Genomic DNA, 24,212 nt, shown 5'->3' on the forward strand with positions numbered 1-24,212 from the left:
CCGGCCATGACGATGTGGATACGTTCGTGCTCCACCTGTCACAGGGCCATATGCGATAGCCCTGCCCGCAAGCGGGAGAGGTGAAGCGCCCCAGCCGCCCGACTGATTCAATCGAATGCCATCATGCAGGAGCCGACGTCTTACTCAGCCGCTTCGGCCGACGCATCCTCAGCCGCGCCCGCACGGCTGGCCAAAATCCCCAGCGCAAGACCACCGATTGCCAGGATCGGCACCAGCCGCTTGACGCCGATGGCACGCACGATTTGCAGGCCGGTTGCGATCAGCATGGGATCGGCCAGCATGCTCTGCCCCGCGGCCTTGGCGGCCCGCGCCGCGCGGTTCTCGACGTCCTTCTTGTAGGCGAAGTAGCTGATGGCGGCGACCAGCGTCAGCAGGAAGAAGACGCCGGCGCCGGCGAGGCATGCCTCCACCGGTCCGTAAGCCCTTAGCACGGCCATGAAGGCCGCTGCACACAGGAACGAGGTCGTGACGAACAACGCGATGGCTGCGGCGAGCGCCAGCGATGTCAGCCGCATGGTCGAACCGGTCGATGTGCGAATGCCGTCCATGATGCGCTGAAACATTGCGGTCTCTTATCTCCCTCAGGCAAAAGCGGCGGCGCGGAGCGCCGCCGTCGTCGAGTCGCTAGCGGCGCCAGGCCATGCCGATCAGCAGGCCGATGCCGAGCGCGATACCGACGGTCGCAAGCGGCCGCTGCGTGATCGCGTCTTCCAGCGTCTCCTCGAGCGAGGAGGCCGCATCCTGCGCCGCGCCCATCATGGCGCTGCCGCGCTCCGACATGTCGTCGAGCGCGGAATCCATGTTCTCGCGCGCCTGCTTGTAGCCGCGGCGGGCCTGCTTGCTGGTCGAATTCGCAAAGGTGTTGAGTGCGTCGGTGATCTGGTCGGTGAGGGCGGCGATATCGCTTTTCACGGCTGCTACATCCTTCTCGAGGCGGTCTCTGGTGGTCTTGTCGGTCCAGTCCTTTAGTCCGGTGTCGCCACTGGTCATTGACATCAAAAGCTCCGAAATGCTGGCGGTGAGCTCATCGGAAAACGTTTCGCTATCGGGGAAGTTCCTTGCGCGAAAACGGCTTCAATCGCCCGGTAACTGCGGCGCATCCGACGGCAGCAGATGCTCCTTCAGGATCAATCCGACGATCAGCAGCGGCGACGACAGGAACGCCCCCATCGGTCCCCACATCCAGGTCCAGAAGGCGAGCGCAATGAAGACTGCGAGCGCGTTCAACTCCAGCCGCCGTCCGATGATCGTCGGCGTGATGAAATGTCCCTCTATGAAGGTGAGGCTGCCGAAAGCGACTGCAGCCATCAATCCGCCGCCGATGGTCGGAAATGCAATGAGGCCGACCACGACGAGCACGATAAACATCGCCACCGGGCCGATGATCGGGATGAAATTGATGGTTGCTGCGAGCGCGCCGAGGCCGGCGGGATTGGGCATGCCGGTCAACGCACAAATGATGCCCGTGGCAATGCCGACGCCGACATTGATGATGGTGACGGTCAAAAGATAATTGCCGAGGTGGACTTCGATCTCGTTGAGGATCCGCAGCGTGCGCAGTCGCGCGTCGCGATCGCCAAAGTTCATGATCATGGCCCGGCGTAGATCGCGCCAGCTCGCGATGAAAAGGATCAGGGTCACGAAGAACAGGAGGAATTCGGTGAAGGTCGGCGACAGGAATTCAAGCGTCGGCTGCACCCATTCGAATTTGGGCATCTGAAGGCCCGGTAGGCCCTCGGAGCCGCCCAGCATGGTTTGCAGCTCCTGCCACAGTGCCAGCGGCCGATCGAAAATGTGCAGCTTGTCCTTGAGCTGTGCCGCGAGTTCCGGCAAGCGCGAGCTCCAGTCCATCACGGGCGCCGCGATCAGGCCGACGACGAAGACGACCACGGCGGTGACCGCGACCACGATCAGCACGGCGCCGACCGACCGCGGCACCTTCCGCTCCTCCAGGAAGGTCGCGGCCGGCGACAACATGGTCCCGGTCACGAATGCCATCACAACCGGAAGGAAGAAGGGCCGGCCGACATAGAGCACGGCGACGATGCAGATGAGGAGCAGGCCGGCCAGCGCAAAGGCGACGAACTCGGTGCGCCGGATCACCGGCGGCAATTCGATTTTGCTGTCGGGAAGGGGCGTGCCCTCGTCTTTGCCGGATATCAGACGTTCACTGGGAAGGACGCGCACAATGGTTCTCCCGCACGGAGCTACTTGCTCGCGCGCCCACATGCAGTGAACGCCGACCATCTTGTCCGGTTCCATCGCGGAGTCGTGAAGCTGCGTTCGCTTGACTGTGTCGTCACAGCCGCGTGCACAGCCGGAACTTGAGTCGATGCCTCTGCGTTGTCTGGGCCAGCGCATCACCCTGATGCACTCTGATTCAAACGGGGCAGCACATGACCGAGTTTTCTGCATCCCTCCGCCGGCATTCGCCGCGCGCGCTCACCACGCTTGCATTCGCGACAGTCTTGCTGACGGTACCGTTCAGTGCCGCAAGCGCGCAGACGTTGCTCTACGCACCGATGCAGCAGCAGGCGTTTCCGTCGGGCTACACGAACCAGGGTTACGCGAACCAGGGCTATGCCACGCAGGATGATGCAACGCAGCCGCAAGCTTCCAACGAGGACGCCGCTCTGCCGGAGCGACTGCGCCGCACCATCGTCAGCTTCCCTTCGAACGAGGCGCCCGGCACTGTTATCATCGATACCGCCAACACCTCGCTCTATTACGTGCTCGGCCAGGGTCGCGCGATCCGCTACGGCGTCGGCGTCGGCCGCGAGGGCTTTACCTGGGCGGGCGTGCAGACGGTCAGCCGCAAGGCCGAATGGCCGGATTGGCATCCGCCGGCAGAGATGATCGCGCGCCAGCCCTATCTGCCGCGCTTCGTCGCCGGCGGCCCCGGCAATCCGCTCGGCGCACGCGCAATGTATCTCGGCTCAAGCGAGTACCGCATCCACGGCACCAACGATCCCTCCACGATCGGCAAGTTCGTCTCCTCCGGCTGTATCCGCCTGACCAATGAGGACGTCACCGACCTGTTCAACCGTGTCAATGTCGGCACCAAGGTCGTCGTGCTGCCGAAGAACGCGCCGCTGATGGCGCGGGGCGGCGACCCCGTGCGCAAGCGTCCGGCCACGACGACGCTGCCGTCGGGCCGCCAGGCGCTGAACATCTCGACGTCGTCAGTGAATTGAGCGAGGGGGCATGCTGAAGCGATCGATCGGTGGACTGACGGGCGGCGTCGCGGCGGTTTTGTTCGCGGCGTCGCTGAGCGTGACCTTGGTGTCCTCGGCGCATGCCGAGGACTTCTTCTCCGCGCTGTTCGGCGGGTTCGGACGGCGGCCGCCACCGCAGATTCGGGTGCCGTTTCCGGACGACGACATGCCACGCAGCGAGGCACCCCGTGTGCGTTATGGCGGCGGCCAGGCTTATTGCGTGCGCAGTTGCGACGGCCGCTATTTCCCGGCGCAAGGCGCCGACAGCGAAAGCAAGGCGCAGTCCTGCAAGAGTTTTTGTCCGTCGAGCGAGACCTCGCTGGTTTATGGCAGCAATATCGAGGACGCCGCGACCGCGGCCGGAAAGTCCTATTCCGACTTGCCGAACGCCTTCCGCTACCGCAACGAACTCGTGGCGGGCTGCACTTGCAACGGCAAGGATCCCGTCGGCCTGGCGCAGGTCAAGGTCGAGGACGATCCGACCTTGCGCAAGGGCGACATCGTCGCCAGCGCCGATGGCCTCGTGATGGCCAACCGCAGCGACAGGCGCGGTGCCGCGCTGAACTTCTCGCCATTGCCTGAATCAGTGAAAGCCCGCTTCCGCCAGGTGCCCGTGGTGGCGAAGGAGTAGGGGTGGCGAAGGAGTAGGGCAGGCGAAGGAGTAGGGCAGGCGCGTTAAATTGTCGTCCCCGTGCACGATTGCGCATGAATCGACACGTATTGGGGCGAAATTTCATCCCCAGCAAGGCCCGAACCCACACCTTGCGATTGTTGCAATATAAACCTGATTTGCCCGACGGGTCAAGCACAATTTCGTAAAATCCGCAGTCGTCCCTCGCCGCCGGTTTCTACTGTGCATGGGGTTGTTTTCGACCGTATTTCCGGAACCCGCCTACGCCGCCCTGATCTTCCCCAAAAAGTCCGAGACCTGATGTCCGAGCTGGCGGCTTTGCGTCTCCAGCACCTCCGAGGCGTGCTTGACGTTGTCGGAGGCGGCGGCCGCGGCGTCGGCGTCGGCCCTCACGCCCGTGATGTTCTCGGACACGTTCCTGGTGCCCTGCGCCGCATATTGCGTGCTGCGCGTGATTTCCTGCGTCGCCGCACCCTGCTCCTGCACGGCGGCGGCGATCGCGGTTGCGACCTCGTTGACCTCGCCGATGATGCCGCCGATCGCCTGGATCGCATTGATGGCCTCGCCCGCGACCTTCTGGATGTCGGCGATCTGCTCGGAGATCTCGTCGGTCGCCTTCGCCGTCTGGGTCGCCAGCGATTTGACCTCGGAGGCGACCACCGCAAAGCCGCGGCCGGCCTCGCCGGCGCGCGCTGCCTCGATGGTGGCGTTGAGCGCGAGCAGGTTGGTTTGAGCTGCGATGGTGTTGATGAGGCCAACGACCTCGCCGATCCGGCTCGCCGATTTCGCAAGGCCCTGCACGGTGCCGTCGGTATCGCGGGCCTGGCTGACGGCGCGGCTCGCGATCCCCGCGGCATGCGCAGCCTGCTGGCTGATATCGTTGATCGAGGCGCTCAACTCCTCGGCTGCGGACGCGACGCTGTCCACGCTCATCGAGGCATCATTGGAGGCCTTGCCCGCGACCTGGACGCGGTCGTTGGTCTGGCGCGACACGGCGGAGAGATCGCCGGAGGTCTTGCGCATCTCGCCGGACGCTTCGGAGAGCTCGTCGAGCGTCTTGCGCACCGCGCCCTCGAACTCGCCGACATAGCCCTCGATGGCACGCTGGCGCGCGGCGGAGCCGGCATTGCGCTCGCGCTCCTGGGCCTCGATCGCGAGCTTTTCGCTTGCCTGCTGCTTGAAGGTTTCGAGCGCGCCCGCGAGCGCGCCGATCTCGTCCTTGCGATCGAGATAGAAGCTGTCGACCGAGAGATCGCCCCCGGCGACCTTCAGCATGGCGTCGCGCATGTTGTGCAGCGGACGGATCACCCTGCGCGTCACCGCGATCATGGCCCCAACCGTCAGCAGGACCGCGAAGGTGAGCATCGCGATCTGCACTGCCAGCGCGCGGCTGGCGGAGGCATATTGCTCGGCGGCGTAGTCGCGGGCCTCATCCAGCGCGCGCTCGGCGACCGCGACCGCGGTGCCCATCCGCTGCGCCGTCTCCGGCGTCCACTGGTCGGCGGTCATGTCGGTCTTCGAGCCGACCATGATCTGGTCGATAAGCCTGTCGCGGAGCGCCAGATAGTCCGGGTTGAAATAGGCCGACTGTGCGGTGCTCATTGCCTTGGCGAGCTGCGGCGAGAGCTGCATGCCGAGGGTGGAGGATTCCAGCCCGCTCCAGGCGTTCTCGATCGCGCCCACGGTCTTGGTGTAGGTCTGCTGCGCCTCCATCGGCAGGCTGCCGGTGGCGACGAGGCCGGTCGCGACCAGGTCGGAGGCTTCGCCCGCGGTATTGCGCAGGAGCCAGGCCGCCTGCCTGATCGACAGGAGCTGGTCGATCAGGGGATCGGTGTGATTGACGGAGGCCGTGAGGTTCGCGGTGATCTTCTCCAGCGTCGCCATGAGCGCGCCGGTGAGATCGGTGTAGTCCTTCGCGAGCGCAGCCCGGCGCGCCTTCTTCGGCTTGCGCATCTCGTCCCAGGCTTCCGTCTGCAGCGTCGCAAGCTTGTCGACCTGCTGGTTCAAGGTGCCGACCAGTGCGGCCTGCTCGGCGAACGGGATCAACGGCAGCAGCTTGGCCGTGGAGCGGATCGCAGGCATCTCGGCGCCCTGGATGCCGCGCAGGAATTTGTCGATTTCGGGCGAGACCGCGGCCTCGGCGTTGAGCATGCGCGGCGTCGACGAGCGGTCGGTGCGCAGATTGTGCATCGCCTTGAAGGCATTGGTGGAGGCCTCAGCCACCGCCGAGATGTGGCCGGTCGAGCGCAGCCGCTCCCAGGACTGCCAGGCCGTCGTCACCAGCAGCGCCACCACGCAAATTGCCAGCAGAGCAATGACGGATTGAAGCAGCGTCGAAACCGTCAGACGTTTCAGCATGATGGAAATACCCCGAACCCCGGGGCATTGTTCGCAAAAAGGAATAAACAGAGTTGTAACGTTTGGAGGGTGCGCGGCTGGGGAGAGGTTAAGGGAGTGTTACCGCGCCGTCATTGCGAGCGCAGCGAAGCAATCCAGTCTGTCACCAGGGAGGGACTCTGGATTGCTTCGCTGCGCTCGCAATGACGAGTTCGTCGAGGCGCGGCCGTCTACGCCGCCCTGATCTTGCCCAGGAAGTCCGAGACCTGGTGCCCGAGCTGCTTGCTCTGGCTCTCCAAAATCTCGGAGGCGTGCTTGACGTTGTCGGCCGCACCGGCCGCGGTGTCGGCATCGTTTTTGACGCCGGCGATGTTGTCCGAGACGTTCTTGGTGCCTTGCGCGGCATATTGCGTGCTGCGCGTGATCTCCTGGGTCGCCGCACCCTGTTCCTGCACGGCCGCGGCGATCGCGGTTGCGACCTCGTTGACCTCGCCGATGATGCCGCCGATCGCCTGGATGGCATTGATGGCATCGCCCGCGACCTTCTGGATGTCGGCGATCTGCTCGGAGATTTCTTCCGTCGCCTTCGCGGTCTGGCTTGCAAGCGATTTCACTTCCGAAGCCACCACCGCAAAGCCGCGGCCGGCTTCACCGGCGCGCGCCGCCTCGATCGTGGCGTTGAGCGCGAGCAGATTGGTCTGTGCGGCAATGGTGTTGATGAGGCCGACGACCTCGCCGATGCGGCCGGCCGATTTTGCCAGCCCCTGCACCGTGCCATCGGTGTCGCGAGCCTGGCTCACGGCGCGGCTGGCGATGCCGGCGGCATGTGCGGCCTGCTGGCTGATGTCGTTGATGGACGCGCTCAACTCCTCGGCGGCCGCGGCCACGCTGTCGACGCTCATGGAGGCGTCGTTGGAGGCTTTGCCCGCGACCTGCACGCGCTCATTGGTCTGGCGCGACACCGCGGAGAGATCGCCGGAGGTCTTGCGCATCTCGCCCGAGGCGTCGGAGAGCTCGCCCAGGGTCTTGCGCACTACGCCTTCGAACTCGCCGACATAGCTTTCGATCGCCTTCTGGCGCGCTACCGCGCCGGCGTTGCGCTCGCGCTCATGCGCCTCGATCTTGAGCTTGTCGGTGGCCTGCTGCTTGAACGTCTCCAGTGCACTGGCGAGTGCGCCGATCTCGTCCTTGCGGTCGAGATAGCCGCTGTCGACGGAGAGGTCGCCGCCGGCGACCTTCAGCATCGCATCCTGGATATTGTGCAGCGGCCTGATGACACGGCCGGTCACCAGCATGATGGCGCCGACCGTGAGGCCGATGGCCAGCACAAGCAACGTGAGCTGCACGATCAGTGCCCGCAGCGCCGCTGCGTGCTGCTCGAGCGTATGGGATTTGGCGGCTTCGAGCGCACCCTCGGCCACGGCAACGGCGGTGGACAGGCGGCCCACCGTGACCGGTGTCCATTGGTTCGCGGTCATTTCCGCCTTCTCGCCATTGGCGAGCGTGGTGGCGAGCCGATCGCGCAGGGCCAGATATTGCGGGTCGAAATAGCCGGTCTTGGCCGCGGCCAGGGCCGAGGACAGGGCCGGTGGCAGTTGCATGCCGGACGTGGACAATTCCAGCGCCTTCCACAGCGCATTGGTACCGCCGACATACTGCGTATAGGCGAGGCGGGCCTCCGGCGCGATCTTACCTGCATTGAGGCCGGTCGAGACGATCAGCGAGGCCTCGCCCGCCGTGTTGCGCAGCAGCCAGGCGTTCTGCTTGATCGAGAGCAACTGGTCGATCGTCGCGTCCTGGTGGTTGATGGTCGCGGACAGGACGTTGGAGAGCTTGTCCAGCGTATCCAGGAGACCTTGCGTCGTCTCCATATACTCCTTCGGCAGGCTCGCGCGTCGCTGATCCTTGGATTTGGCGACCTCCTCCCAGAATTGCTTCTGCTGCTCGGTCAGGAGCTTGTGGAGGCGCGCGAGCTCGGGCACCAGCGTGCCGGCCTGAGGAAACTCGATGTTCGGCAGCACGTCGAGGGCGTGCGCCATTGCCGGCATTTCGGCGTTGCGGATCCCGCGCAGATATTTCTCGATCTCCCCGTCCATCGGCTCGGTCGCATTCAGCAGCCGGTTGGTGGTCGAGCGATCCGTGCGCAGATTGTGCATCGCTTTGAACAGGTCGGCGGAGGCGTCCGCGATCAGCGAGATGCGATCGGCGGTCCGCAGCCGCTGCCAGGACTCGAAGGCGGTGAGCGACAGCGCAATCACCACGCAGACCGAGGTGATCGCAATCACGGCCTTCAGCAGCGCGGACACGGTCAGGCGATTCAGCATCAAAGCCCCCAATTCCAAGTTCGACGTTCGAAAAAACGCGCCCCGGCGAATGCGAAACAGGGAAGGGCGCTTCTTCAAGGCAATCACGTGCAGCCTGCGAGCTGGCAGGCGGTAAATGCATCTGGAAGGAAAAGGGTAAAATTTTAGGCTGTGGTCTTCGCCGTAGAAGTACGTATTTCCGAGAAGTTGTAACGGGTTGCATGAGTGGGAACCGAAACACCCACCCGGCGTTAGTCTACCGTTAACAAATGCCTGAAGGGGGCCCTCCCGATGCTGGTCGGCGTACTCGTCACCTTTCTCGTCGTCATCCTGGTTCTTTACCTCATCAACATGCTGCCCATGGACGGCCGCGCCAAGCAGATCGCGCGCGTCATCGTCATCATCATCGGCATCGTGTCGCTGCTGAAATATCTGGCGGTGTTCTGACGAAGGGCCGTAGCCCGGATGGAGCGTAGCGCAATCCGGGAATCTGTCCGAGCGGCACCGATCCCGGATTTCGCTTCGCTCCATCCGGGCTACAAGTTGTCGCAACAAAAAAGCCCCGGCATTGAGCCGGGGCTTTTGAAGTCGCGACGGTCGCTTGCGATCAACCCGCCGCCTTCGCCTCGCGGCGGCGGGCGGTGAGGATGTATTCGGTGTAGCCATTCGGCTGCGTGCGGCCCTTGAAGACGAGGTCGCAAGCGGCCTTGAAGGCGACGCCGTCGAAGGCGGGCGCCATCGGCTTGTAGAGGCCGTCGCCGGCGTTCTGCTTGTCGACGACGACGGCCATGCGCTTGAGCGACTCCGTCACCTGGGCTTCGGTGATGACGCCCTGGTGCAGCCAGTTCGCCAGATGCTGGCTGGAGATGCGCAAGGTGGCGCGGTCCTCCATCAGTCCGACATCGTGGATGTCGGGCACCTTGGAGCAGCCCACGCCCTGGTCGATCCAGCGCACGACGTAGCCCAGAATGCCCTGGCAGTTGTTGTCGATCTCCTGCTTGACGTCGTCGGGCGCCCAGTTCGACTTCGACACCGGAATGGTGAGGATGTCTTCGAGCTTTGCGCGCGGACCGCCCTTGGTGAGCTCCTGCTGGCGCGCAATGACATTGACCTGGTGATAGTGCAGGGCGTGCAGCGTCGCCGCCGTGGGCGACGGCACCCAGGCGGTGGTGGCGCCGGCCTGCGGATGGGCGAGCTTCTGTTGAAGCATATCCGCCATCTTGTCGGGCGCCGCCCACATGCCCTTGCCGATCTGGGCATGGCCGGGCAGGCCGTCGATCAGGCCCATATCGACGTTCCAGTCCTCATAGGACTTGATCCAGGGCTGCGCCTTCATCTCGTTCTTGCGGATCATCGGACCCGCTTCCATCGAGGTGTGGATCTCGTCGCCGGTGCGGTCGAGGAAGCCGGTGTTGATGAACATGATGCGCTTGGAGGCGCGCTGGATGCAGGCCTTGAGGTTGACGGTGGTACGCCGTTCCTCGTCCATGATGCCGACCTTCAGCGTGTTCTCCGGCAATCCCAGCATCTTCTCGACGCGACCGAAGATCTCGCAGGTGAACGACACTTCGTCCGGACCATGCATCTTCGGCTTGACGATATAGGCAGATCCGGTGCGGCTGTTCTTGGTCTTGGAGTTGCCCTTGAGGTCGTGGATCGCGAGCAGGCCGGAAACCGCAGCGTCGAGCAGGCCTTCCGGAATCTCCTCGCCCTTGTCGTCGAGCACGGCGTCGGTGAACATGTGATGGCCGACATTGCGCATCAAGAGCAGGCTGCGGCCGTGCAGCTTCAGCTCGCCGCCGGCAGGTGTCTTGTAAACGCGGTCGGCATTGAGCGCGCGGGTCAGCGTCTTGCCGCCTTTCTCGAAATCGGCCGACAGCGTGCCGTTCATCAAGCCGAGCGTGTTGCGATAGACCAGCACCTTGTCCTCGGCGTCCACGGCGGCGACCGAGTCTTCCATGTCGAGGATGGTCGACACGGCAGATTCCATGATCATGTCGGCGACGCCGGCCGGATCGTCCTTGCCGATCGTGCTGCTGCGGTCGATCTTCACCTCGACATGCAGGCCGTTGTTGACCAGCAGCACCGCGCTCGGCGCGGCCGCATCGCCCTGGAAGCCGGCGAACTGCGAGGCATTCTTCAGCGCCGTGGCATTGCCGCTCTTCAGCTTCACCGCGAGTTGGCCCGCGACCACGCTATAGGCGGTGACATCGGTGTGGCTGCCGGTCGCGAGCGGGGCGGCGGCATCGAGGAAGGCTTTGGCCTTGGCGATCACCTTGTCGCCACGCGCCTTGTTGTAACCCTTGCCGCTCTCGGACGGATCGTGCGGGATCGCGTCGGTGCCGTAGAAGGCGTCATAAAGCGAACCCCAGCGCGCATTCGCGGCGTTCAGCGCGTAACGGGCGTTGGTCAGGGGCACGACGAGCTGCGGGCCGCAGATCTTGCCGATCTCCTCGTCCACATTGGCGGTCTCGACCTTCTGCGTCGCGGGCTCGGGGACGAGATAGCCGATCTCTTTCAGGAACGCGGTATAGGCATTGAGGTCGAACGCCTTGCCCTTGTTGGCGCGGTGCCAGTCGTCGATCTTGGCCTGCAGCGTGTCGCGCAAGGCGAGCAGCTCGCGGTTCTTCGGCCCGAGATCGCGGACGATCGCGGCGAGCCCGGCCCAGAACGCATCGGGGGCTACGCCCGTCTTCGGGGCGGCTTCCTTGGCGATGAAATCGAACAGAACGGGGGCGATCTTCAGTCCGTGGGCGTCGACGCGTTTCATGATGGGCTTTCTTGTTGAAATTGGCTGTTTTTGGCTGCCTTTGACCCGACGGCAGCAAATGCGCCCCTATAGGGCGGCTTTCACGGCCCTTTTAGCCTCAAAATCGGGGCCGTGAGAAGGCCCTAGAGGTCCCGTTGTTTGGGCACACCTCCAGCCTTTTGGAGGAGGGTTTTTGTGGGGGCAGGTACCACTGTCGTCCTGGCGAAGGCCAGGACCCATTACCCCAGGGAGCAGTTTGGCGAAGACTCGGCGTTCGGGACTGCTACCGCGCTCAACCGATAAATCACGCGGTATGGGTCCTGGCTTTCGCCAGGACGACACCGGAGATGCGGCGGCAGATCAGTCCGTCAAATGTTCGCGGCGAGATCGGCCAGTTCGTCGAACAGCACGCCTGATGCCTTCAGCATCTGCTCGATCTCATCGGCGGCCTCAGCGATCGATCGCTTCGACGTGTCGATGCTCAGTTCGGCCGCCTCCGGGCTCTCGTAGTCGTTGAGAATGCCGGTGAAGGAGGTGAGCGTGCCGGCGCGCGCCTTGGCGTAGTGGCCCTTGGGGTCGCGGCTTTCGCAGACTTCCGCAGGTGTCGCGACGTAGATCTCGCGGAACGCGGTGTCGGCGATGCGGCGCGCGGTGGCGCGGTCCTCGCGCGCGGGCGAGACGGCTGCGACGATCGCGATGTGCCCGTTGCGCGCCAGATGCGTGGCGACCTCGGCGAGGCGACGGATGTTCTCGCTGCGATCCTGTGCGGAGAAGCCGAGATCGCTGTTCAGGCCTGCGCGCAGCGTGTCGCCGTCGAGCAGGATCGGTGAGCCGCCCTGCGTGAACAGCCGTCGCTCCAGCGCCTTCGCCAGCGTCGACTTGCCCGACGCGGGCAGGCCGGTGAGCCAGACCACCGCGCCGTTATGGCGGTAGCGCGCGGAGCGCTCGTCCGGACGCAGCGCGGATTCAACCGGCACGATGTCGACGGGAACGGCGCGCTGACCGGCATCGACCGACAGCACCAGGCCGCCGCCGGCGATGCGCCCGGACACCTCGATCACGAGACGGCCGGTGCGCGGATTCTCCGTATAGGGATCGGTCGCAATCGGATTCGAAAGAGAGATGTCGATCTCGCCGACATGGTTGCGCCCGATCGCCTTGTTCTCGCGGCTTTCGAGCTCGCCGGGATCAACCGCCTTCTCGATCGCAACGACGGTGGCGCGGCTTTCCTTTGGGCCGCAGCGCACCAGGAGTTGATCGCCCTTGGCGAGCGGCTTGTCGTGCAGCCAGAAAATGCGCGCGCGCAGACGGCGCGTTTCGCGGGGGCTCGTGCCCGCATGCGCGATGATGTCGCCGCGCTCGATGAAGAGCTCGCGGTCGAGCGTGATGCCGACCGAACGGCCCGCGCCCTGGCGTCCCGCAACCGGCGTCACCGGCCAGCTCTCGACCGACTTGATCTTTGCGATCTTGCCCGCCGGCATGATCACGATCTCTTCGCCGGCAGCCAGGCTGCCGGACTCGATGCGACCTGCCACGATGCGGCGGTCGTCGAACTTGTAAATCGCCTGCACGGGTAAGCGCAGGGCGAGCGCCTCGAGCGGGCGCGCCGGCTCAAGCCGGTCGAGCGCCTCGACCACGGTCGGGCCCTTGTACCAGCCGATGCGATCGGTCCGCGCGGCGACGCCGTCGCCGTCACGCGCCGAAATCGGGATCACCGCCGTCGGCGTGACGCCGAGGCCTTGAAGGTGCGCGGTGATCTCGTCGCTGATCTCCTTGAATCGATCGGCGCTGAAATCGACGCGGTCCATCTTGTTGACGACGATGGCAACCTGCTTCACGCCGAGCAGATGCAAGAGATAGCCGTGCCGGCGGGTCTGGTCGCGCACGCCTTCGAGGGCGTCGATGATCAGCACCGCGCCGTCGGCCTGCGAGGCGCCCGTGATCATGTTGCGCAAGAATTCGGCGTGGCCGGGCGCGTCGATCAGCACGATGTCGCGCGAATTGGTGCGGAAGCGGATCTGGGTGGTGTCGATGGTGATGCCCTGGTCGCGCTCGGTCTGCAGCGCATCGAGCAGGAACGACCATTCGAAGGGCATGCCGCGCCGTGCACTGACGGCCTTGAGCATCTCGAGCTTGCCCTCGGGCAGGCTACCGGTCTCATGCAGGAGGCGGCCGACCAGCGTCGACTTGCCGTGGTCGACATGGCCGACGATGACGATGCGGACTTGCGGCCGCGTGGTGCCGTTCGGAGTGGCCGGCGAAGGGGAAGTGACGATCATGTTCATACGACGCTCGCGTCCTGATCAGAGATAGCCGGCGACGCGCAGCCGCTCGAAGGCATCTTCGGTCTCGTGGTCGAGCGCGCGGCCCGCGCGCTCCGGTACCTTGGTCTGCTCCAGCTCGACCAGGATCTCGTCGATGTTGGACGCCGTCGACGCGACCGGATTGGTGATGTCCTGATCGCCCAGCGAGCGGTAGCGCTTGCCGTTCTGCGACAGATAGAGCGGAATGATCGGGATGTTCTCGCGCTTGGTGTAGGCCCAGATGTCGGCCTCGGTCCAATGCAGGATCGGGTGGATGCGCAAGTGCGCGCCCTGCGGCGGCGAGGCGTTGAAGTGATCCCAGAATTCCGGTGGCTGGTCGCGGACGTCCCAATTGCCTTCCAGGCCGCGCGGTGAGAACACGCGCTCCTTGGCGCGGGTCGCTTCCTCGTCGCGGCGGATGCCGGCGATCAAGCCGTCAAAGCCGTATTTGGCGAGCGCCATCTTCAGGCCCTCGGTCTTGCGCGCGGCCGAGCGTGCAGCTGGCGGCAGCGTGGGATCGACGGCGTCGATCGGCGGGCAGGGCTCGACACGCAAATCGAGGTCCCATTCCTTGCCGTAGTGATCGCGGAAGCGATACATCTCCGGAAACTTCTTGCCGGTGTCGACATGCATGGCGGGGAACGGCATGCGGCCGAAGAACGCCTTGCGCGCCAGCCAGATCATCACGTTGGAGTCTTTGCCGAGCGACCACAGCAGCGCGATCTTCTTCAGCCGGGCGAACGCCTCGCGGAAGATGTAGATGCTCTGCGCTTCGAGCTGATCGAGATGGTCCATGCTCGGTTGTGATGCCGCCAAATGAGCAGAATATTCGCGTGCGTGAACCTGCTCCACGGAAGTGGGTCCGCGCAATGCGTCAGCGGCGGAATCGTCCTTGAGAAGATGCATCTCTGACCCTTTGCCTTGGGAGGCGAAAATTCTATAGCTGCGCTGCAAAAGAGAAGAAAAAATTTTCTCTTTGCGCGCTCGAAACGAGACATATATAGAAAATAATTCCAGTCAACCCCGTATGTGGGGGAAGCGAGTATCGTATGCACCTGTTCCCGGTATTCCCCGATCTCAAGGCCGTTCCGGTGTTTCTCACCGAAGCCGAGGAGTTCTGGCGCGCCATGTCGTGCGTGCGCCCGGCCGATGCGTCCTCTCGCCACACTCTTTAGAAGCCATCAATCCCTGACCTGTTGAAAGCAGCCGAAATGACCTCTCCCCTGCAACAGAAAATCAAAGTCACTGGACCGTCGATCGTGACCGCCAACCGCACCTGGGACGGCATCGTGATCTATCGCACCGCCGCCAGGGACTGGTCGGCCGAGCTGTCGGAAGCAGCGATCGTGCGTAACGCCGACGAAGCCAGGGCGCTGCTCGCAGAGTCTGTCGCCGATGATGTCGGCGCCGTCGGCGCCTATATCGCTCCGGTGCAGGTCGGCGATGACGGCAAGGTCGCGCCCGGAAATCTGCGCGAGCAGATTCGCCGCAGCGGCGTGACTATCGGCTTGCCGGTGCAGGTGTAAGGCACGCTCCCATGTATGCTTACGACGAAATCGACCGCACGCTCGTCAACGAGCGCGTCTCGGAATTCCGCGACCAGGTGAAGCGCCGCCTCTCCGGCGAGCTCACCGAGGACGAGTTCAAGATGCTGCGCCTGCAGAACGGCGTGTACCTTCAGTTGCACGCCTACATGTTCCGCGTCGCGATCCCCTACGGCACGCTATCATCGGAGCAGTTGCGCCGCTTCGCCCATATCGCGCGGAAGTACGACCGCGGCTACGGCCATTTCACCACGCGGCAGAACATCCAGTTCAACTGGATCAAGCTGTCAGATCTGCCGGATGCGCTGGCCGACCTCGCCGAAGTCGGCATCCATGCAATGCAGACTTCCGGCAACAACATGCGCAACGTGACCTCGGACCAGTGGGCCGGCGTCGCGCCCGGCGAGATCGAGGATCCCCGCATCTGGTCGGAACTGATTCGCCAGCACACCACGCTGCATCCGGAATTCTCGTTCCTGCCGCGCAAGTTCAAGATCGCGATCACCGCGTCGGACCACGATCGCGCCGCGATCAAGATCCACGACATCGGCCTGCGCCTGATCAAGAACGAGAAGGGTGAGACCGGCTTCGAGGTGCTGGTCGGCGGTGGTCTCGGCCGCACGCCGTTCATCGGCAAGACCATCAAGCACTTCGTGCACGGCCGCGACATCCTGAGCTATATCGAGGCGATCCTGCGCGTCTACAACCAGTACGGTCGCCGCGACAACATCTATAAGGCGCGCATCAAGATCCTGGTGCACGAGCTCGGCATCGAAAAATTCTCGCGCGAGGTCGAGGAGGAGTGGCAGCACATCCGCAACTCGTCGCTCCAGATCGACGACGAGGTGATCGAGGACATCCGCTCCCGCTTTACCTATCCGGCCTATGAGAAGCTCCCGCACATGCCGGACGAGCTGCGCCAGGCCGCGGCCGATCCCGCCTTCGAGGCGTGGCGCAAGAACTCGGTCGCCCCGCACAAGGTGCAGGGCTATTCGATCGTGACCATTTCACTGAAGCCAGTGGGCGGCCCTCCGGGCGACGCCACGGCCGAGCAGATGGACGCGCTCGCCGATCTCGCCGAGAAGTATTCCTTCGGTGAGATCCGCGTCGGTCATGAGCAGAACCTGGCGCTGCCACACGTCGCCAAGCGCGACCTGCCGGCGCTGTGGCGGGCGCTCGACAAGCTCGGGTTAGCGACGCCGAACGTCAATCTGATCACGGACATCATCGCATGTCCGGGTCTGGATTATTGCTCGCTGGCGAATGCACGTTCGATTCCGATCGCGCAGGAGCTGACGCGGCGTTTTGCCAACCATGAACTGGCCAATCTGATCGGCCGTCTCCACATCAACATCTCCGGCTGTATCAATGCCTGCGGCCACCACCATGTCGGTCACATCGGCATTCTCGGCGTCGAGAAGAACGGCGAGGAGGTCTACCAGATCACCATCGGCGGCCGTGCCGACGAGAGCGCCGCGCTCGGCAACCTGATCGGACCCGGCGTGAAATTCGAGGAAGTTGCCGACGTCGTCGAGGATGTCGTGGAAGCCTATCTGGCGCTGCGCGAGCGGCCGGAAGAGCTCTTCATCGATACCGTCAAGCGCCTCGGCGTCGAACCATTCAAGGAGCGGGTCTATGCCACTCGTTAAGGGCGGAAAGATCGCCGACGATACGTTTGTCAAGGTAGCCGACGACGCGGCGCTTCCCGCGAGTGGCGACATCCTGGTCTCGGCCGATCGCCTTGTGAAGGACAGGGATGCTCTGCTCGCGCGTACGGGCAAGCTCGGCGTGATCTGGCCGAACAATCGCGACATGGACGAGCTGGCGCGACATCTGGCCAAGCTCGCCGCTATTGCGCTGGTGTTTCCGAGCTTCCGCGACGGACGTGCCTACAGCCAGGCGCGGCTGCTGCGCGAGCGCTATGCCTATCGCGGCGAACTGCGCGCGTCCGGTCAGGTGCTGCGCGACCAGTTCGTGTTCATGCTGCGCGCGGGTTTCGACAGCTTCGAGGTCAAGAAGCAGGCCGATGCGGAAGCCTTCGCGCAGACCGTGAAGCGCTATTCGGTGTTCTACCAGCCGACCGGCGACGGCCGTATCACTGCGTTGCACCGGCGCATGCAACTGCGCCATTCGGAAGGTGTCGGTACGTGAGCGTGACTGTGTCCGGGCGTGCTTCGTCATCACCGATAGCTCTGCCGCCCGCGGCCGAACTTGCAAGTGAACTCCGTGGTGCTTCGCCGGCGGAGATCATTGCCGCCGCACTGAAGGCGGTCGGCCGCGAGCAGCTTGCGCTGGTGTCGTCGTTCGGCACGGAGTCGGCAGCACTGCTCAAGGTGATGGCCGACGTCGATCCCTCTATTCCCGTGATCTTTCTCGATACAGGTTGGCTGTTCGAAGAGACGCTCGCCTATCGCGATACGCTGATCGCGACGCTCGGATTGCGCGACGTGCGCTCGATCAAGCCGCTGGAAGAGACGTTGACGCGCGAGGATCCCGACCGCGATCTGTGGTTCTCCAATCCCGACGCCTGCTGCCGTATTCGCAAGGTGGAACCGCTGGCGCGGGCGCTCAAGCCGTTCTCGGCCTGGATCAACGGCCGCAAGCGCTTTCAGGGCGGCGCGCGTGCCGAGATTCCGGTCGTCGAGGAAGATGGCGCGCGGTTGAAGTTCAACCCGTTCGCCGACGTTTCGCGCGAAGATATCGAAACGATCTACGCGCGTGCCAAATTGCCGCAGCATCCGCTTCAAGCGTCAGGATTCCTGTCCGTTGGATGCATGCCGTGCACCAGCCGGACCAGCGACGGCGAAGACGCGCGCGCCGGTCGCTGGCGCGGCCAGGCCAAGACAGAATGCGGCATTCACACGATGAAGATTTCGTAGCACAAGAAGGCTGCGGCGCTACGAACAAGAAAATCCGGTTCCGTTGACTCCAAGGTGTTTCGCACCGAGTTATGCCTTCACGCGATGACAATGATGTCGTCGCGGTGAATGGAGATGGACATGATCCGCCGTGTTGCGCTGATCGTCGCGGGCCTCCTCTGGGCAAATTCGGTTCTCGCTGCTGACGTCAATCTGCTGAACGTGTCGTACGACCCGACGCGCGAGCTTTATGTCGAGTTCAACAAGGCGTTTGCGCGTGTCTACCAGAAAGAGACCGGCAAGAGCGTCGAGATCAAGCAGTCGCATGGCGGCAGCGGATCGCAGGCGCGCGCGGTGATTGACGGTCTCCAGGCCGACGTGGTGACGCTCGCGCTCGCCTACGACATCGACGCGATCGCGTCCAAGGGACTGACGACAGCCGACTGGCAGAAGCGCCTGCCGCAAAATTCCTCGCCCTACACCTCGACCGTCGTATTCCTAGTACGCAAGGGCAATCCCAAGGGCATCAAGGACTGGGACGATCTGGTCAAGCCGGGCGTCGCCATCATCACGCCGAATCCGAAGACCTCGGGCGGCGCGCGCTGGAATTATCTCGCCGCCTGGGGCTTTGCGCAGAAGAAGTACGGCTCGCCTGACAAGGCCAAGGATTTCATCGCCAAGCTCTATCAGCAGGTGCCGGTGCTCGACACCGGCGCGCGCGGTGCAACCGTCACCTTCGTCGAGCGCGGCGTCGGCGACGTCCTGCTCGCCTGGGAGAACGAGGCGTTCCTCGCGCTAAAGGAATTTGGTCCGGAGAAGTTCGAGATCGTGGCGCCGCCGCTGTCGATCCTTGCTGAGCCACCAATTACAATTGTCGACAAGGTTGCCGACAAAAAAGGCACCCGCAGCGTCGCCGATGCCTACCTTCAGTATTGGTATACCAGAGAAGGCCAGGAAATTGCCGCACGCAACTTCTACCGTCCGCGCGACGCGGAGATCGCGAAGAAGTTCGAAACCTCCTTCGCCAAGGTCGATCTGTTCACGATCGACGACGTCTTCGGCGGGTGGACCAAGGCACAGAAGGAACATTTTGCCGACGGCGGCGTCTTTGATCAGATCTACAAGAACTGATTGGGCGCTGTTCGAGGGCTGAGAGCAGGGGGCCTGGTGAGCGCAATCGTTGGACGACGCCGGACGTTGCCGGGCTTCGGTCTCACCATGGGACTGACGCTTTCCTGGCTGTCGATCATCATCCTGATTCCGCTCGCCGGCCTGTTCCTGAAGTCGCTCGAACTCAGCCCGGAGCAATTCTGGAATATCCTCACCAGCCGTCGGACGCTGAATGCATTGCGCGTCTCGTTCGGGCTCGCCTTTGCGGCTGCCTGCGTCAACCTCGTGATGGGCAGCATCATCGTCTGGGCGCTGGTGCGCTATCGTTTCCCGGGCCGGCGGCTGTTCGATGCCATCGTCGACGTGCCCTTTGCTCTGCCGACCGCAGTGGCCGGCGTTGCGCTGACGTCGCTGTTTGCCGAGAAAGGGTGGCTGGGGGCGCCGCTTGCAGCAGCCGGCATCAAGGTCGCCTTCACGCCGGTCGGCATCTTCGTCGCCATGATTTTCATCGGCATCCCCTTCGTCGTGCGTACCGTGCAGCCGGTGCTGCAGGACCTCGATCCTGAGATCGAGGAGGCGGCCGGCAGTCTAGGCGCGAGCCGCTGGCAGACCATTATCCGCGTCATTCTGCCGTCGCTCGCGCCGGCGCTGCTCACAGGACTTGCGCTCGCTTTTGCGCGCGCGGTTGGCGAATACGGCTCGGTGATCTTCATCGCCGGAAATCTGCCGAACGTCTCCGAGATCGCGCCGCTCCTGATCGTGATCCGGCTGTCCGAATTCCGCTACGCCGATGCGACCGCGATTGCGACCGTCATGCTCGTCGTGTCCTTCGTCATCATCTTCGCCGTCAACCGGTTGCAGCGCTGGGCGCAGAACCGGGTGCCGGCGCATTGAGGACCGAGAGATGACGATGCAATTGACCGAGACCGTCAGGCTCTCCTCGTCCGAGGCGAAGGCCCGTGCGCATGCCGAGACTGCGCGAAGGAATTTGCGCACCGAACCGCGCGCGGTTCGCATCGCCATCATCTCGGTCGCGATCCTGTTCCTCAGCGTCTTCGTCGTATTGCCGCTGGTCGTGGTGTTTGCCCAGGCCTTCTCCAAGGGCGTTTTGGCTTACCTCGCCGCGCTGTCGGAGCCGGAAGCGCTGTCGGCGATCCGGCTGACACTGCTGGTGGCCGTGATCTCGGTTGGCCTCAATCTCATCTTCGGCCTGGTCGCGGCCTGGGCGATCGCAAAGTTCGAATTCCCGGGCAAGACCTTCCTGATCACGCTGATCGACCTGCCGTTCTCGGTCAGCCCGGTGATCTCTGGCCTGGTCTTCGTGCTGCTGTTCGGCGCGCAGGGCTATTTCGGCTCCTGGCTGCGCGAGCACGACATCCAGATTCTGTTCGCGGTGCCCGGTATCGCGCTGGCAACCACTTTCGTGACCTTCCCCTTCGTGGCGCGCGCGCTGATCCCGCTGATGCAGGAGCAGGGCACGCAGGAGGAGGAAGCCGCGATCTCGCTTGGCGCTTCGGGCCTGCAGACCTTCTTCCGCGTTACGCTGCCCAATATCAAATGGGGCGTGCTCTACGGCGTCCTGCTCTGCAACGCGCGTGCGATGGGCGAGTTCGGCGCGGTCTCCGTCGTCTCCGGCCATATCCGCGGCGAGACCAACACCATGCCGCTCCTGGTCGAGATCCTCTACAACGAATACCAGTTCGTCGCGGCCTTTGCGATCGCCTCGCTGCTGGCGATGCTGGCGCTGATCACGCTGATTGCCAAGACCGTTCTCGAACGTCACCTGGACGAAGGACACGATATCCGTGACCATTGAAGTCAAGAATCTCGTCAAGAAGTTCGGCAGCTTTGCCGCGCTCGACGGCGTCGATCTCAAGGTCGACAATGGCGAGCTCGTGGCGCTGCTCGGCCCCTCCGGCTCGGGCAAGACCACGCTGCTGCGGATCATCGCCGGCCTCGACTGGCCTGATTCCGGCGAGGTCACCTTCAACGGCGCCGACGCATTGGCGCAGGGCGCGCGCGAGCGCCATGTCGGCTTCGTGTTCCAGCACTATGCGCTGTTCCGCCACATGACCGTGTTCGAGAACGTCGCCTTCGGCCTGCGGGTGCAGCCGCGTGCGGTCCGCAAGGACGAGGTTGCGATCCGTGCGCGGGTGAAGGAGCTGCTCGATCTCGTGCAGCTCGACTGGCTGGCCGACCGCTATCCGAGCCAACTATCGGGCGGCCAGCGCCAGCGCATTGCGCTCGCCCGCGCGCTCGCCATCGAGCCGCGGATCCTTCTGCTCGACGAACCCTTTGGCGCGCTCGACGCCAAGGTGCGCAAGGAGCTGCGCAAATGGCTGCGCTCGCTGCATCATGAGATCAACGTCACCTCGATCTTCGTCACCCACGACCAGGAGGAGGCGCTGGAAGTCGCCAACCGCGTCGTGGTGATGGACAAGGGAAAGATCGAGCAGATCGGCTCGCCCGATGACGTCTACGACAATCCGGCCACCGCCTTCGTGTACGGCTTCATCGGCGAATCCATCGTGCTGCCGGTGGAGGTCGCCAATGGTGCTGTCAGCCTCGGCGACCGGCCGCTCGCGCTCGCAGCCGACGGGCTCTCGCCTGGCGCGTCAAAACTGTTCGTGCGGCGACACGACATGCTGGTCGGTCCGCCCGGCACCGGCGCGTTCGAAGGCGCCGTGCAGCATGTGCGGACGTTCGGCCCGGTGCAGCGCGCGGAGGTCGCGCTGTTCGGCGGCGAGACCATCGAGATCGACGCCCCCCGCGACCGGGAACTGCGCGCCGGCGACCGCGTGGGGCTCGAGCCCCGCCGCTACCGCATCTTTGCGGGGTAGTGGCCCCCCGCCGACGGTTCAATATTTCCGCAAAATTCACCTTTCAGCCACGGTTGGTATGCAACAACGGCCCGTCTCCTGGGGGCTGATTCATGCGCGCCGCGGCCGCAATTCTCATTACTTTGCTTCTTGCCGGCTGCGCGGGCACCGAAACCCCGGTCCAACAACCCACGATGTACACGGACATGGCCACCCCGGGCGCGCGGCTCGATGCGCAGGCTGCCGCCGTGATGATCTCGCAATACCGGCAGAACAACGCGCTCGGCACCGTCGTCGTCGACCCTGACCTGATGAAACTGGCGGAATCCCAGTCGCAGGCCATGGCCGCCGCCAACAAGATGGACCACGACGTCCGTGCGCCGCTCGCCAAGCGCCTCAACGCCGGCGGTTATCCCGCCACCGTCGCGGTCGAGAACATCTCGGCCGGCTATCACACGCTGGCGGAAGCGTTTTCAGGCTGGCGCGACTCGCCTCCGCACCGCGCTAACATGCTCAAGGGCGGTGTCACAAAAATGGGCATCGCTGCGAGCTATGCCCCGGGCACCAAATACAAGGTGTTCTGGACCATGATCCTGGCGTCAACCGATCCCCGATAAGCCAGTCTTGATCTCCGGATGCATTGACGCCGTCATGAACTGACGCCACGGTGGCGCGCCATTTGCTACTGATCCCGTGATGGATCCCTCATGACCGATCATTCCGGCCCGGCGTCGAGCAGAATTCCAGCGAATGCGCAACGCGTTCTGGTACTCCAGGGCGGCGGTGCGCTCGGCTCCTATCAGGCCGGCGCCTTTCAGTCGCTGTGCCATTTCGGCTTCGATCCCGAATGGGTTGCCGGCATCTCGATCGGCGCGGTCAACGCCGCCATCATCGCCGGCAATGAGGGGCATGCTCGCGTCGATCGGCTGAAGGAATTTTGGGAGATGGTCTCGGCCCCCGTGCCGTGGAAGCCGCTCAACAACAACGACCATCATCGCGAGCTGTTCAATACGACGAGCGCCGCCCTGATCGCGACCTTCGGGGTGCCCGGCTTCTTCACTCCGCGCATTCCGCCCGCGCCGCTATGGCCGCCGGGCAGCCCGCACGCGGAGAGCTATTACGACACCGCGCCCCTGAAGAAGACGCTCGAGCGCCTGGTCGATTTCGACCGCATCAACGACCTCAAGACGCGCCTCTCCGTCGGTGCGGTCGGCGTCACCTCGGGTAACTTCAAATATTTCGACAATTACGAGTTCAAGAAGCTCGGCAAGAAGATCGGCCCTGAGCACATCATGGCCTCCGGCGCGTTGCCGCCGGGCTTTCCCTCCGTCGTCATCGATGGCGAGCATTACTGGGACGGCGGCATCGCCTCCAACACGCCGCTCGACTATGTGCTCGATACCGAGCTCGATCGCGACATGCTGATCTTCCAGGTTGACCTGTTTTCTGCCCGCGGCGACCTGCCGAACTCGTTACTTGAGGCCGCCGAGCGCGAGAAGGACATTCGCTTCTCCAGCCGCACGCGCATGAACACCGACAAGAACAGGCAGTTGCACAACGCCCGCAAGGCGGTTCGCGACCTGATCAGCAAACTGCCTGATTACCTCAAGAACGATCCTTCGGTCGAATACCTCTCCAAGGCGGCGCGCGAAAGCACCGTCACCGTGGTTCATTTGATCTATCGCAGCAAAAACTACGAATCCTCGTCCAAGGATTACGACTTCTCGCATGTCGCCATGGTCGAGCATTGGGAAGCCGGCGTGCGCGACGTGCATCTGTCGATGCGCCACAAGGATTGGCTCGAGCGGCCGCAGTCCGGCGAGACCATGGTGACCTACGATCTCACGGGGGACGTTACCGCGCCCCCTGCCTCAAAAGGAGTGACTGAAAATGGGTAGTCTGTCAGGCAAGAACGCCGTTGTGACCGGTTCGACCAGCGGCATCGGGCTCGCCTATGCGCGTGCCTTCGCTGCTGCCGGCGCCAACGTCGTCATCAACGGTTTCGGCTCGCCGGAGGACATCGAGAAGGAGCGCACGAAGATCGAGGCCGACTTCAAGGTGAGGGCGGTCTACTCGCCCGCCGACATGAGCAAGCCGGCCCAGATCGCCGAGATGATCGCGCTTGGCGAAAAGAGTTTTGGCTCGGTCGACATCCTCGTCAACAATGCCGGCATCCAGTTCGTCTCGCCGATCGAGGAATTCCCGATCGAGAAGTGGGACCAGATCATTGCGATCAACTTGTCGTCGGCCTTCCACGCCATCCGCGCCGCGGTGCCCGGCATGAAGAAGAAGGGCTGGGGCCGCATCATCAACACGGCCTCG

23 protein-coding genes are annotated in these 24,212 nt (G+C 63.9%); 15 read left to right on the forward strand and 8 right to left on the reverse strand.

From position 1 onward, the window contains the following. Window positions 1-140 precede the first annotated feature (140 nt). From C2U70_RS06305 to C2U70_RS06315, 3 genes are all read right to left on the reverse strand, one after another. Window positions 141-584 carry a hypothetical protein gene (locus tag C2U70_RS06305; RefSeq protein ID WP_140977103.1) on the reverse strand — a complete coding sequence of 148 codons (444 nt, stop codon included), beginning with the start codon at window positions 582-584 and terminating at the stop codon, window positions 141-143. A 61-nt stretch (window positions 585-645) separates the two neighbouring features. Continuing rightward, window positions 646-1,017 (reverse strand): DUF883 family protein, encoded by a 372-nt coding sequence (locus C2U70_RS06310; protein WP_186294094.1) that lies wholly within the window; start codon window positions 1,015-1,017, stop codon window positions 646-648. 78 nt (window positions 1,018-1,095) lie between these two features. Continuing rightward, window positions 1,096-2,208 (reverse strand): AI-2E family transporter, encoded by a 1,113-nt coding sequence (locus C2U70_RS06315; RefSeq protein WP_186294095.1) that lies wholly within the window; start codon window positions 2,206-2,208, stop codon window positions 1,096-1,098. Window positions 2,209-2,417: 209 nt separating this feature from the next. Between C2U70_RS06315 and C2U70_RS06320 the strand changes: the two genes are divergently transcribed. Both C2U70_RS06320 and C2U70_RS06325 read left to right on the forward strand, forming a co-directional pair. Further along, the gene (locus tag C2U70_RS06320) at window positions 2,418-3,215 is read left to right on the forward strand and encodes a L,D-transpeptidase (protein ID WP_140977107.1); all 798 of its coding nucleotides are present in this window, start codon (window positions 2,418-2,420) and stop codon (window positions 3,213-3,215) included. 10 nt (window positions 3,216-3,225) lie between these two features. Then, window positions 3,226-3,867, forward strand: coding sequence for a DUF2865 domain-containing protein (locus C2U70_RS06325; RefSeq protein WP_140977109.1), 642 nt, complete (start codon window positions 3,226-3,228; stop codon window positions 3,865-3,867). Window positions 3,868-4,128: 261 nt separating this feature from the next. Here the strand turns inward: C2U70_RS06325 and C2U70_RS06330 are convergent, their stop codons facing one another. Both C2U70_RS06330 and C2U70_RS06335 read right to left on the reverse strand, forming a co-directional pair. Next, window positions 4,129-6,225, reverse strand: coding sequence for a methyl-accepting chemotaxis protein (locus C2U70_RS06330; protein WP_140977111.1), 2,097 nt, complete (start codon window positions 6,223-6,225; stop codon window positions 4,129-4,131). A gap of 209 nt (window positions 6,226-6,434) precedes the next feature. Beyond that, window positions 6,435-8,528, reverse strand: coding sequence for a methyl-accepting chemotaxis protein (locus C2U70_RS06335; protein WP_140977113.1), 2,094 nt, complete (start codon window positions 8,526-8,528; stop codon window positions 6,435-6,437). Window positions 8,529-8,798: 270 nt separating this feature from the next. Here C2U70_RS06335 and C2U70_RS06340 point away from each other — a divergent pair, with 270 nt between their 5' ends. Beyond that, window positions 8,799-8,954 (forward strand): Thivi_2564 family membrane protein, encoded by a 156-nt coding sequence (locus C2U70_RS06340; protein ID WP_008546817.1) that lies wholly within the window; start codon window positions 8,799-8,801, stop codon window positions 8,952-8,954. A gap of 160 nt (window positions 8,955-9,114) precedes the next feature. Here C2U70_RS06340 and C2U70_RS06345 read toward each other — a convergent pair whose 3' ends face one another. The 3 genes from C2U70_RS06345 to cysD all read right to left on the reverse strand — a co-directional run bounded on the left by C2U70_RS06345 (window position 9,115) and on the right by cysD (window position 14,354). Then, window positions 9,115-11,277 (reverse strand): malate synthase G, encoded by a 2,163-nt coding sequence (locus C2U70_RS06345; protein WP_140977115.1) that lies wholly within the window; start codon window positions 11,275-11,277, stop codon window positions 9,115-9,117. A 347-nt stretch (window positions 11,278-11,624) separates the two neighbouring features. Next, window positions 11,625-13,541, reverse strand: a complete 1,917-nt coding sequence (gene cysC / locus C2U70_RS06355; protein ID WP_140977117.1) for an adenylyl-sulfate kinase — start codon at window positions 13,539-13,541, stop codon at window positions 11,625-11,627. Between the two features lie 18 nt (window positions 13,542-13,559). Continuing rightward, a complete protein-coding gene (gene cysD, locus C2U70_RS06360) occupies window positions 13,560-14,354 on the reverse strand; it encodes a sulfate adenylyltransferase subunit CysD (RefSeq protein ID WP_140977119.1) in 795 nt (264 codons plus the stop codon). 254 nt (window positions 14,355-14,608) lie between these two features. On the opposite strand from cysD, the gene C2U70_RS33665 reads away from it, so the two are divergent. The 12 genes from C2U70_RS33665 to C2U70_RS06415 all read left to right on the forward strand — a co-directional run. Next, entirely contained in the window at window positions 14,609-14,734 is a 126-nt protein-coding gene (locus tag C2U70_RS33665; RefSeq protein WP_283810351.1) for a hypothetical protein, read from the forward strand. A 36-nt stretch (window positions 14,735-14,770) separates the two neighbouring features. Beyond that, entirely contained in the window at window positions 14,771-15,085 is a 315-nt protein-coding gene (locus C2U70_RS06365; RefSeq protein ID WP_140977121.1) for a DUF2849 domain-containing protein, read from the forward strand. 11 nt (window positions 15,086-15,096) lie between these two features. After that, window positions 15,097-16,752 carry a nitrite/sulfite reductase gene (locus tag C2U70_RS06370; protein WP_140977123.1) on the forward strand — a complete coding sequence of 552 codons (1,656 nt, stop codon included), beginning with the start codon at window positions 15,097-15,099 and terminating at the stop codon, window positions 16,750-16,752. After that, the gene (locus tag C2U70_RS06375) at window positions 16,739-17,254 is read left to right on the forward strand and encodes a DUF934 domain-containing protein (RefSeq protein WP_140977124.1); all 516 of its coding nucleotides are present in this window, start codon (window positions 16,739-16,741) and stop codon (window positions 17,252-17,254) included. The genes C2U70_RS06370 and C2U70_RS06375 overlap by 14 nt, the downstream gene beginning before the upstream one ends. After that, window positions 17,251-17,982, forward strand: coding sequence for a phosphoadenylyl-sulfate reductase (locus tag C2U70_RS06380; RefSeq protein ID WP_140977126.1), 732 nt, complete (start codon window positions 17,251-17,253; stop codon window positions 17,980-17,982). The genes C2U70_RS06375 and C2U70_RS06380 overlap by 4 nt, the downstream gene beginning before the upstream one ends. Before the next feature lie 108 nt (window positions 17,983-18,090). After that, the gene (locus C2U70_RS06385) at window positions 18,091-19,092 is read left to right on the forward strand and encodes a sulfate ABC transporter substrate-binding protein (RefSeq protein ID WP_140977128.1); all 1,002 of its coding nucleotides are present in this window, start codon (window positions 18,091-18,093) and stop codon (window positions 19,090-19,092) included. Window positions 19,093-19,158: 66 nt separating this feature from the next. Beyond that, complete coding sequence (gene cysT / locus C2U70_RS06390; RefSeq protein ID WP_433960665.1) at window positions 19,159-19,965, forward strand: sulfate ABC transporter permease subunit CysT; 807 nt, start codon at window positions 19,159-19,161, stop codon at window positions 19,963-19,965. A gap of 10 nt (window positions 19,966-19,975) precedes the next feature. Beyond that, window positions 19,976-20,887, forward strand: a complete 912-nt coding sequence (cysW, locus tag C2U70_RS06395; RefSeq protein ID WP_140977131.1) for a sulfate ABC transporter permease subunit CysW — start codon at window positions 19,976-19,978, stop codon at window positions 20,885-20,887. Beyond that, entirely contained in the window at window positions 20,877-21,911 is a 1,035-nt protein-coding gene (locus tag C2U70_RS06400; RefSeq protein WP_140977133.1) for a sulfate/molybdate ABC transporter ATP-binding protein, read from the forward strand. The genes cysW and C2U70_RS06400 overlap by 11 nt, the downstream gene beginning before the upstream one ends. A 92-nt stretch (window positions 21,912-22,003) precedes the next feature. Further along, window positions 22,004-22,507 carry a CAP domain-containing protein gene (locus tag C2U70_RS06405; RefSeq protein WP_140977135.1) on the forward strand — a complete coding sequence of 168 codons (504 nt, stop codon included), beginning with the start codon at window positions 22,004-22,006 and terminating at the stop codon, window positions 22,505-22,507. A gap of 90 nt (window positions 22,508-22,597) precedes the next feature. Continuing rightward, window positions 22,598-23,788, forward strand: coding sequence for a DUF3734 domain-containing protein (locus C2U70_RS06410; protein WP_140977137.1), 1,191 nt, complete (start codon window positions 22,598-22,600; stop codon window positions 23,786-23,788). Further along, window positions 23,781-24,212, forward strand: a 432-nt coding sequence (locus C2U70_RS06415; protein WP_140977139.1) for an SDR family NAD(P)-dependent oxidoreductase, incomplete at its 3' end; no start/stop codon positions are given. The genes C2U70_RS06410 and C2U70_RS06415, both read left to right, overlap by 8 nt.

This window comes from Bradyrhizobium guangdongense, assembly GCF_006483445.1.
Classification (GTDB): Bacteria; Pseudomonadota; Alphaproteobacteria; order Rhizobiales; family Xanthobacteraceae; genus Bradyrhizobium; species Bradyrhizobium guangdongense_A.

Bases quoted from the DNA above. Each gene is read 5' to 3' on its own strand.
- C2U70_RS06305 (WP_140977103.1), bottom strand. From the start codon at position 584: ATGTTTCAGCGCATCATGGACGGCATTCGCACATCGACCGGTTCGACC.
- C2U70_RS06310 (WP_186294094.1), bottom strand. From the start codon at position 1,017: ATGTCAATGACCAGTGGCGACACCGGACTAAAGGACTGGACCGACAAG.
- C2U70_RS06320 (WP_140977107.1), top strand. From the start codon at position 2,418: ATGACCGAGTTTTCTGCATCCCTCCGCCGGCATTCGCCGCGCGCGCTC.
- C2U70_RS06325 (WP_140977109.1), top strand. From the start codon at position 3,226: ATGCTGAAGCGATCGATCGGTGGACTGACGGGCGGCGTCGCGGCGGTT.
- C2U70_RS06330 (WP_140977111.1), bottom strand. From the start codon at position 6,225: ATGCTGAAACGTCTGACGGTTTCGACGCTGCTTCAATCCGTCATTGCT.
- C2U70_RS06335 (WP_140977113.1), bottom strand. From the start codon at position 8,528: ATGCTGAATCGCCTGACCGTGTCCGCGCTGCTGAAGGCCGTGATTGCG.
- C2U70_RS06340 (WP_008546817.1), top strand. From the start codon at position 8,799: ATGCTGGTCGGCGTACTCGTCACCTTTCTCGTCGTCATCCTGGTTCTT.
- C2U70_RS06345 (WP_140977115.1), bottom strand. From the start codon at position 11,277: ATGAAACGCGTCGACGCCCACGGACTGAAGATCGCCCCCGTTCTGTTC.
- cysC (WP_140977117.1), bottom strand. From the start codon at position 13,541: ATGAACATGATCGTCACTTCCCCTTCGCCGGCCACTCCGAACGGCACC.
- cysD (WP_140977119.1), bottom strand. From the start codon at position 14,354: ATGGACCATCTCGATCAGCTCGAAGCGCAGAGCATCTACATCTTCCGC.
- C2U70_RS33665 (WP_283810351.1), top strand. From the start codon at position 14,609: ATGCACCTGTTCCCGGTATTCCCCGATCTCAAGGCCGTTCCGGTGTTT.
- C2U70_RS06365 (WP_140977121.1), top strand. From the start codon at position 14,771: ATGACCTCTCCCCTGCAACAGAAAATCAAAGTCACTGGACCGTCGATC.
- C2U70_RS06370 (WP_140977123.1), top strand. From the start codon at position 15,097: ATGTATGCTTACGACGAAATCGACCGCACGCTCGTCAACGAGCGCGTC.
- C2U70_RS06375 (WP_140977124.1), top strand. From the start codon at position 16,739: ATGCCACTCGTTAAGGGCGGAAAGATCGCCGACGATACGTTTGTCAAG.
- C2U70_RS06385 (WP_140977128.1), top strand. From the start codon at position 18,091: ATGGAGATGGACATGATCCGCCGTGTTGCGCTGATCGTCGCGGGCCTC.
- cysW (WP_140977131.1), top strand. From the start codon at position 19,976: ATGACGATGCAATTGACCGAGACCGTCAGGCTCTCCTCGTCCGAGGCG.
- C2U70_RS06405 (WP_140977135.1), top strand. From the start codon at position 22,004: ATGCGCGCCGCGGCCGCAATTCTCATTACTTTGCTTCTTGCCGGCTGC.
- C2U70_RS06410 (WP_140977137.1), top strand. From the start codon at position 22,598: ATGACCGATCATTCCGGCCCGGCGTCGAGCAGAATTCCAGCGAATGCG.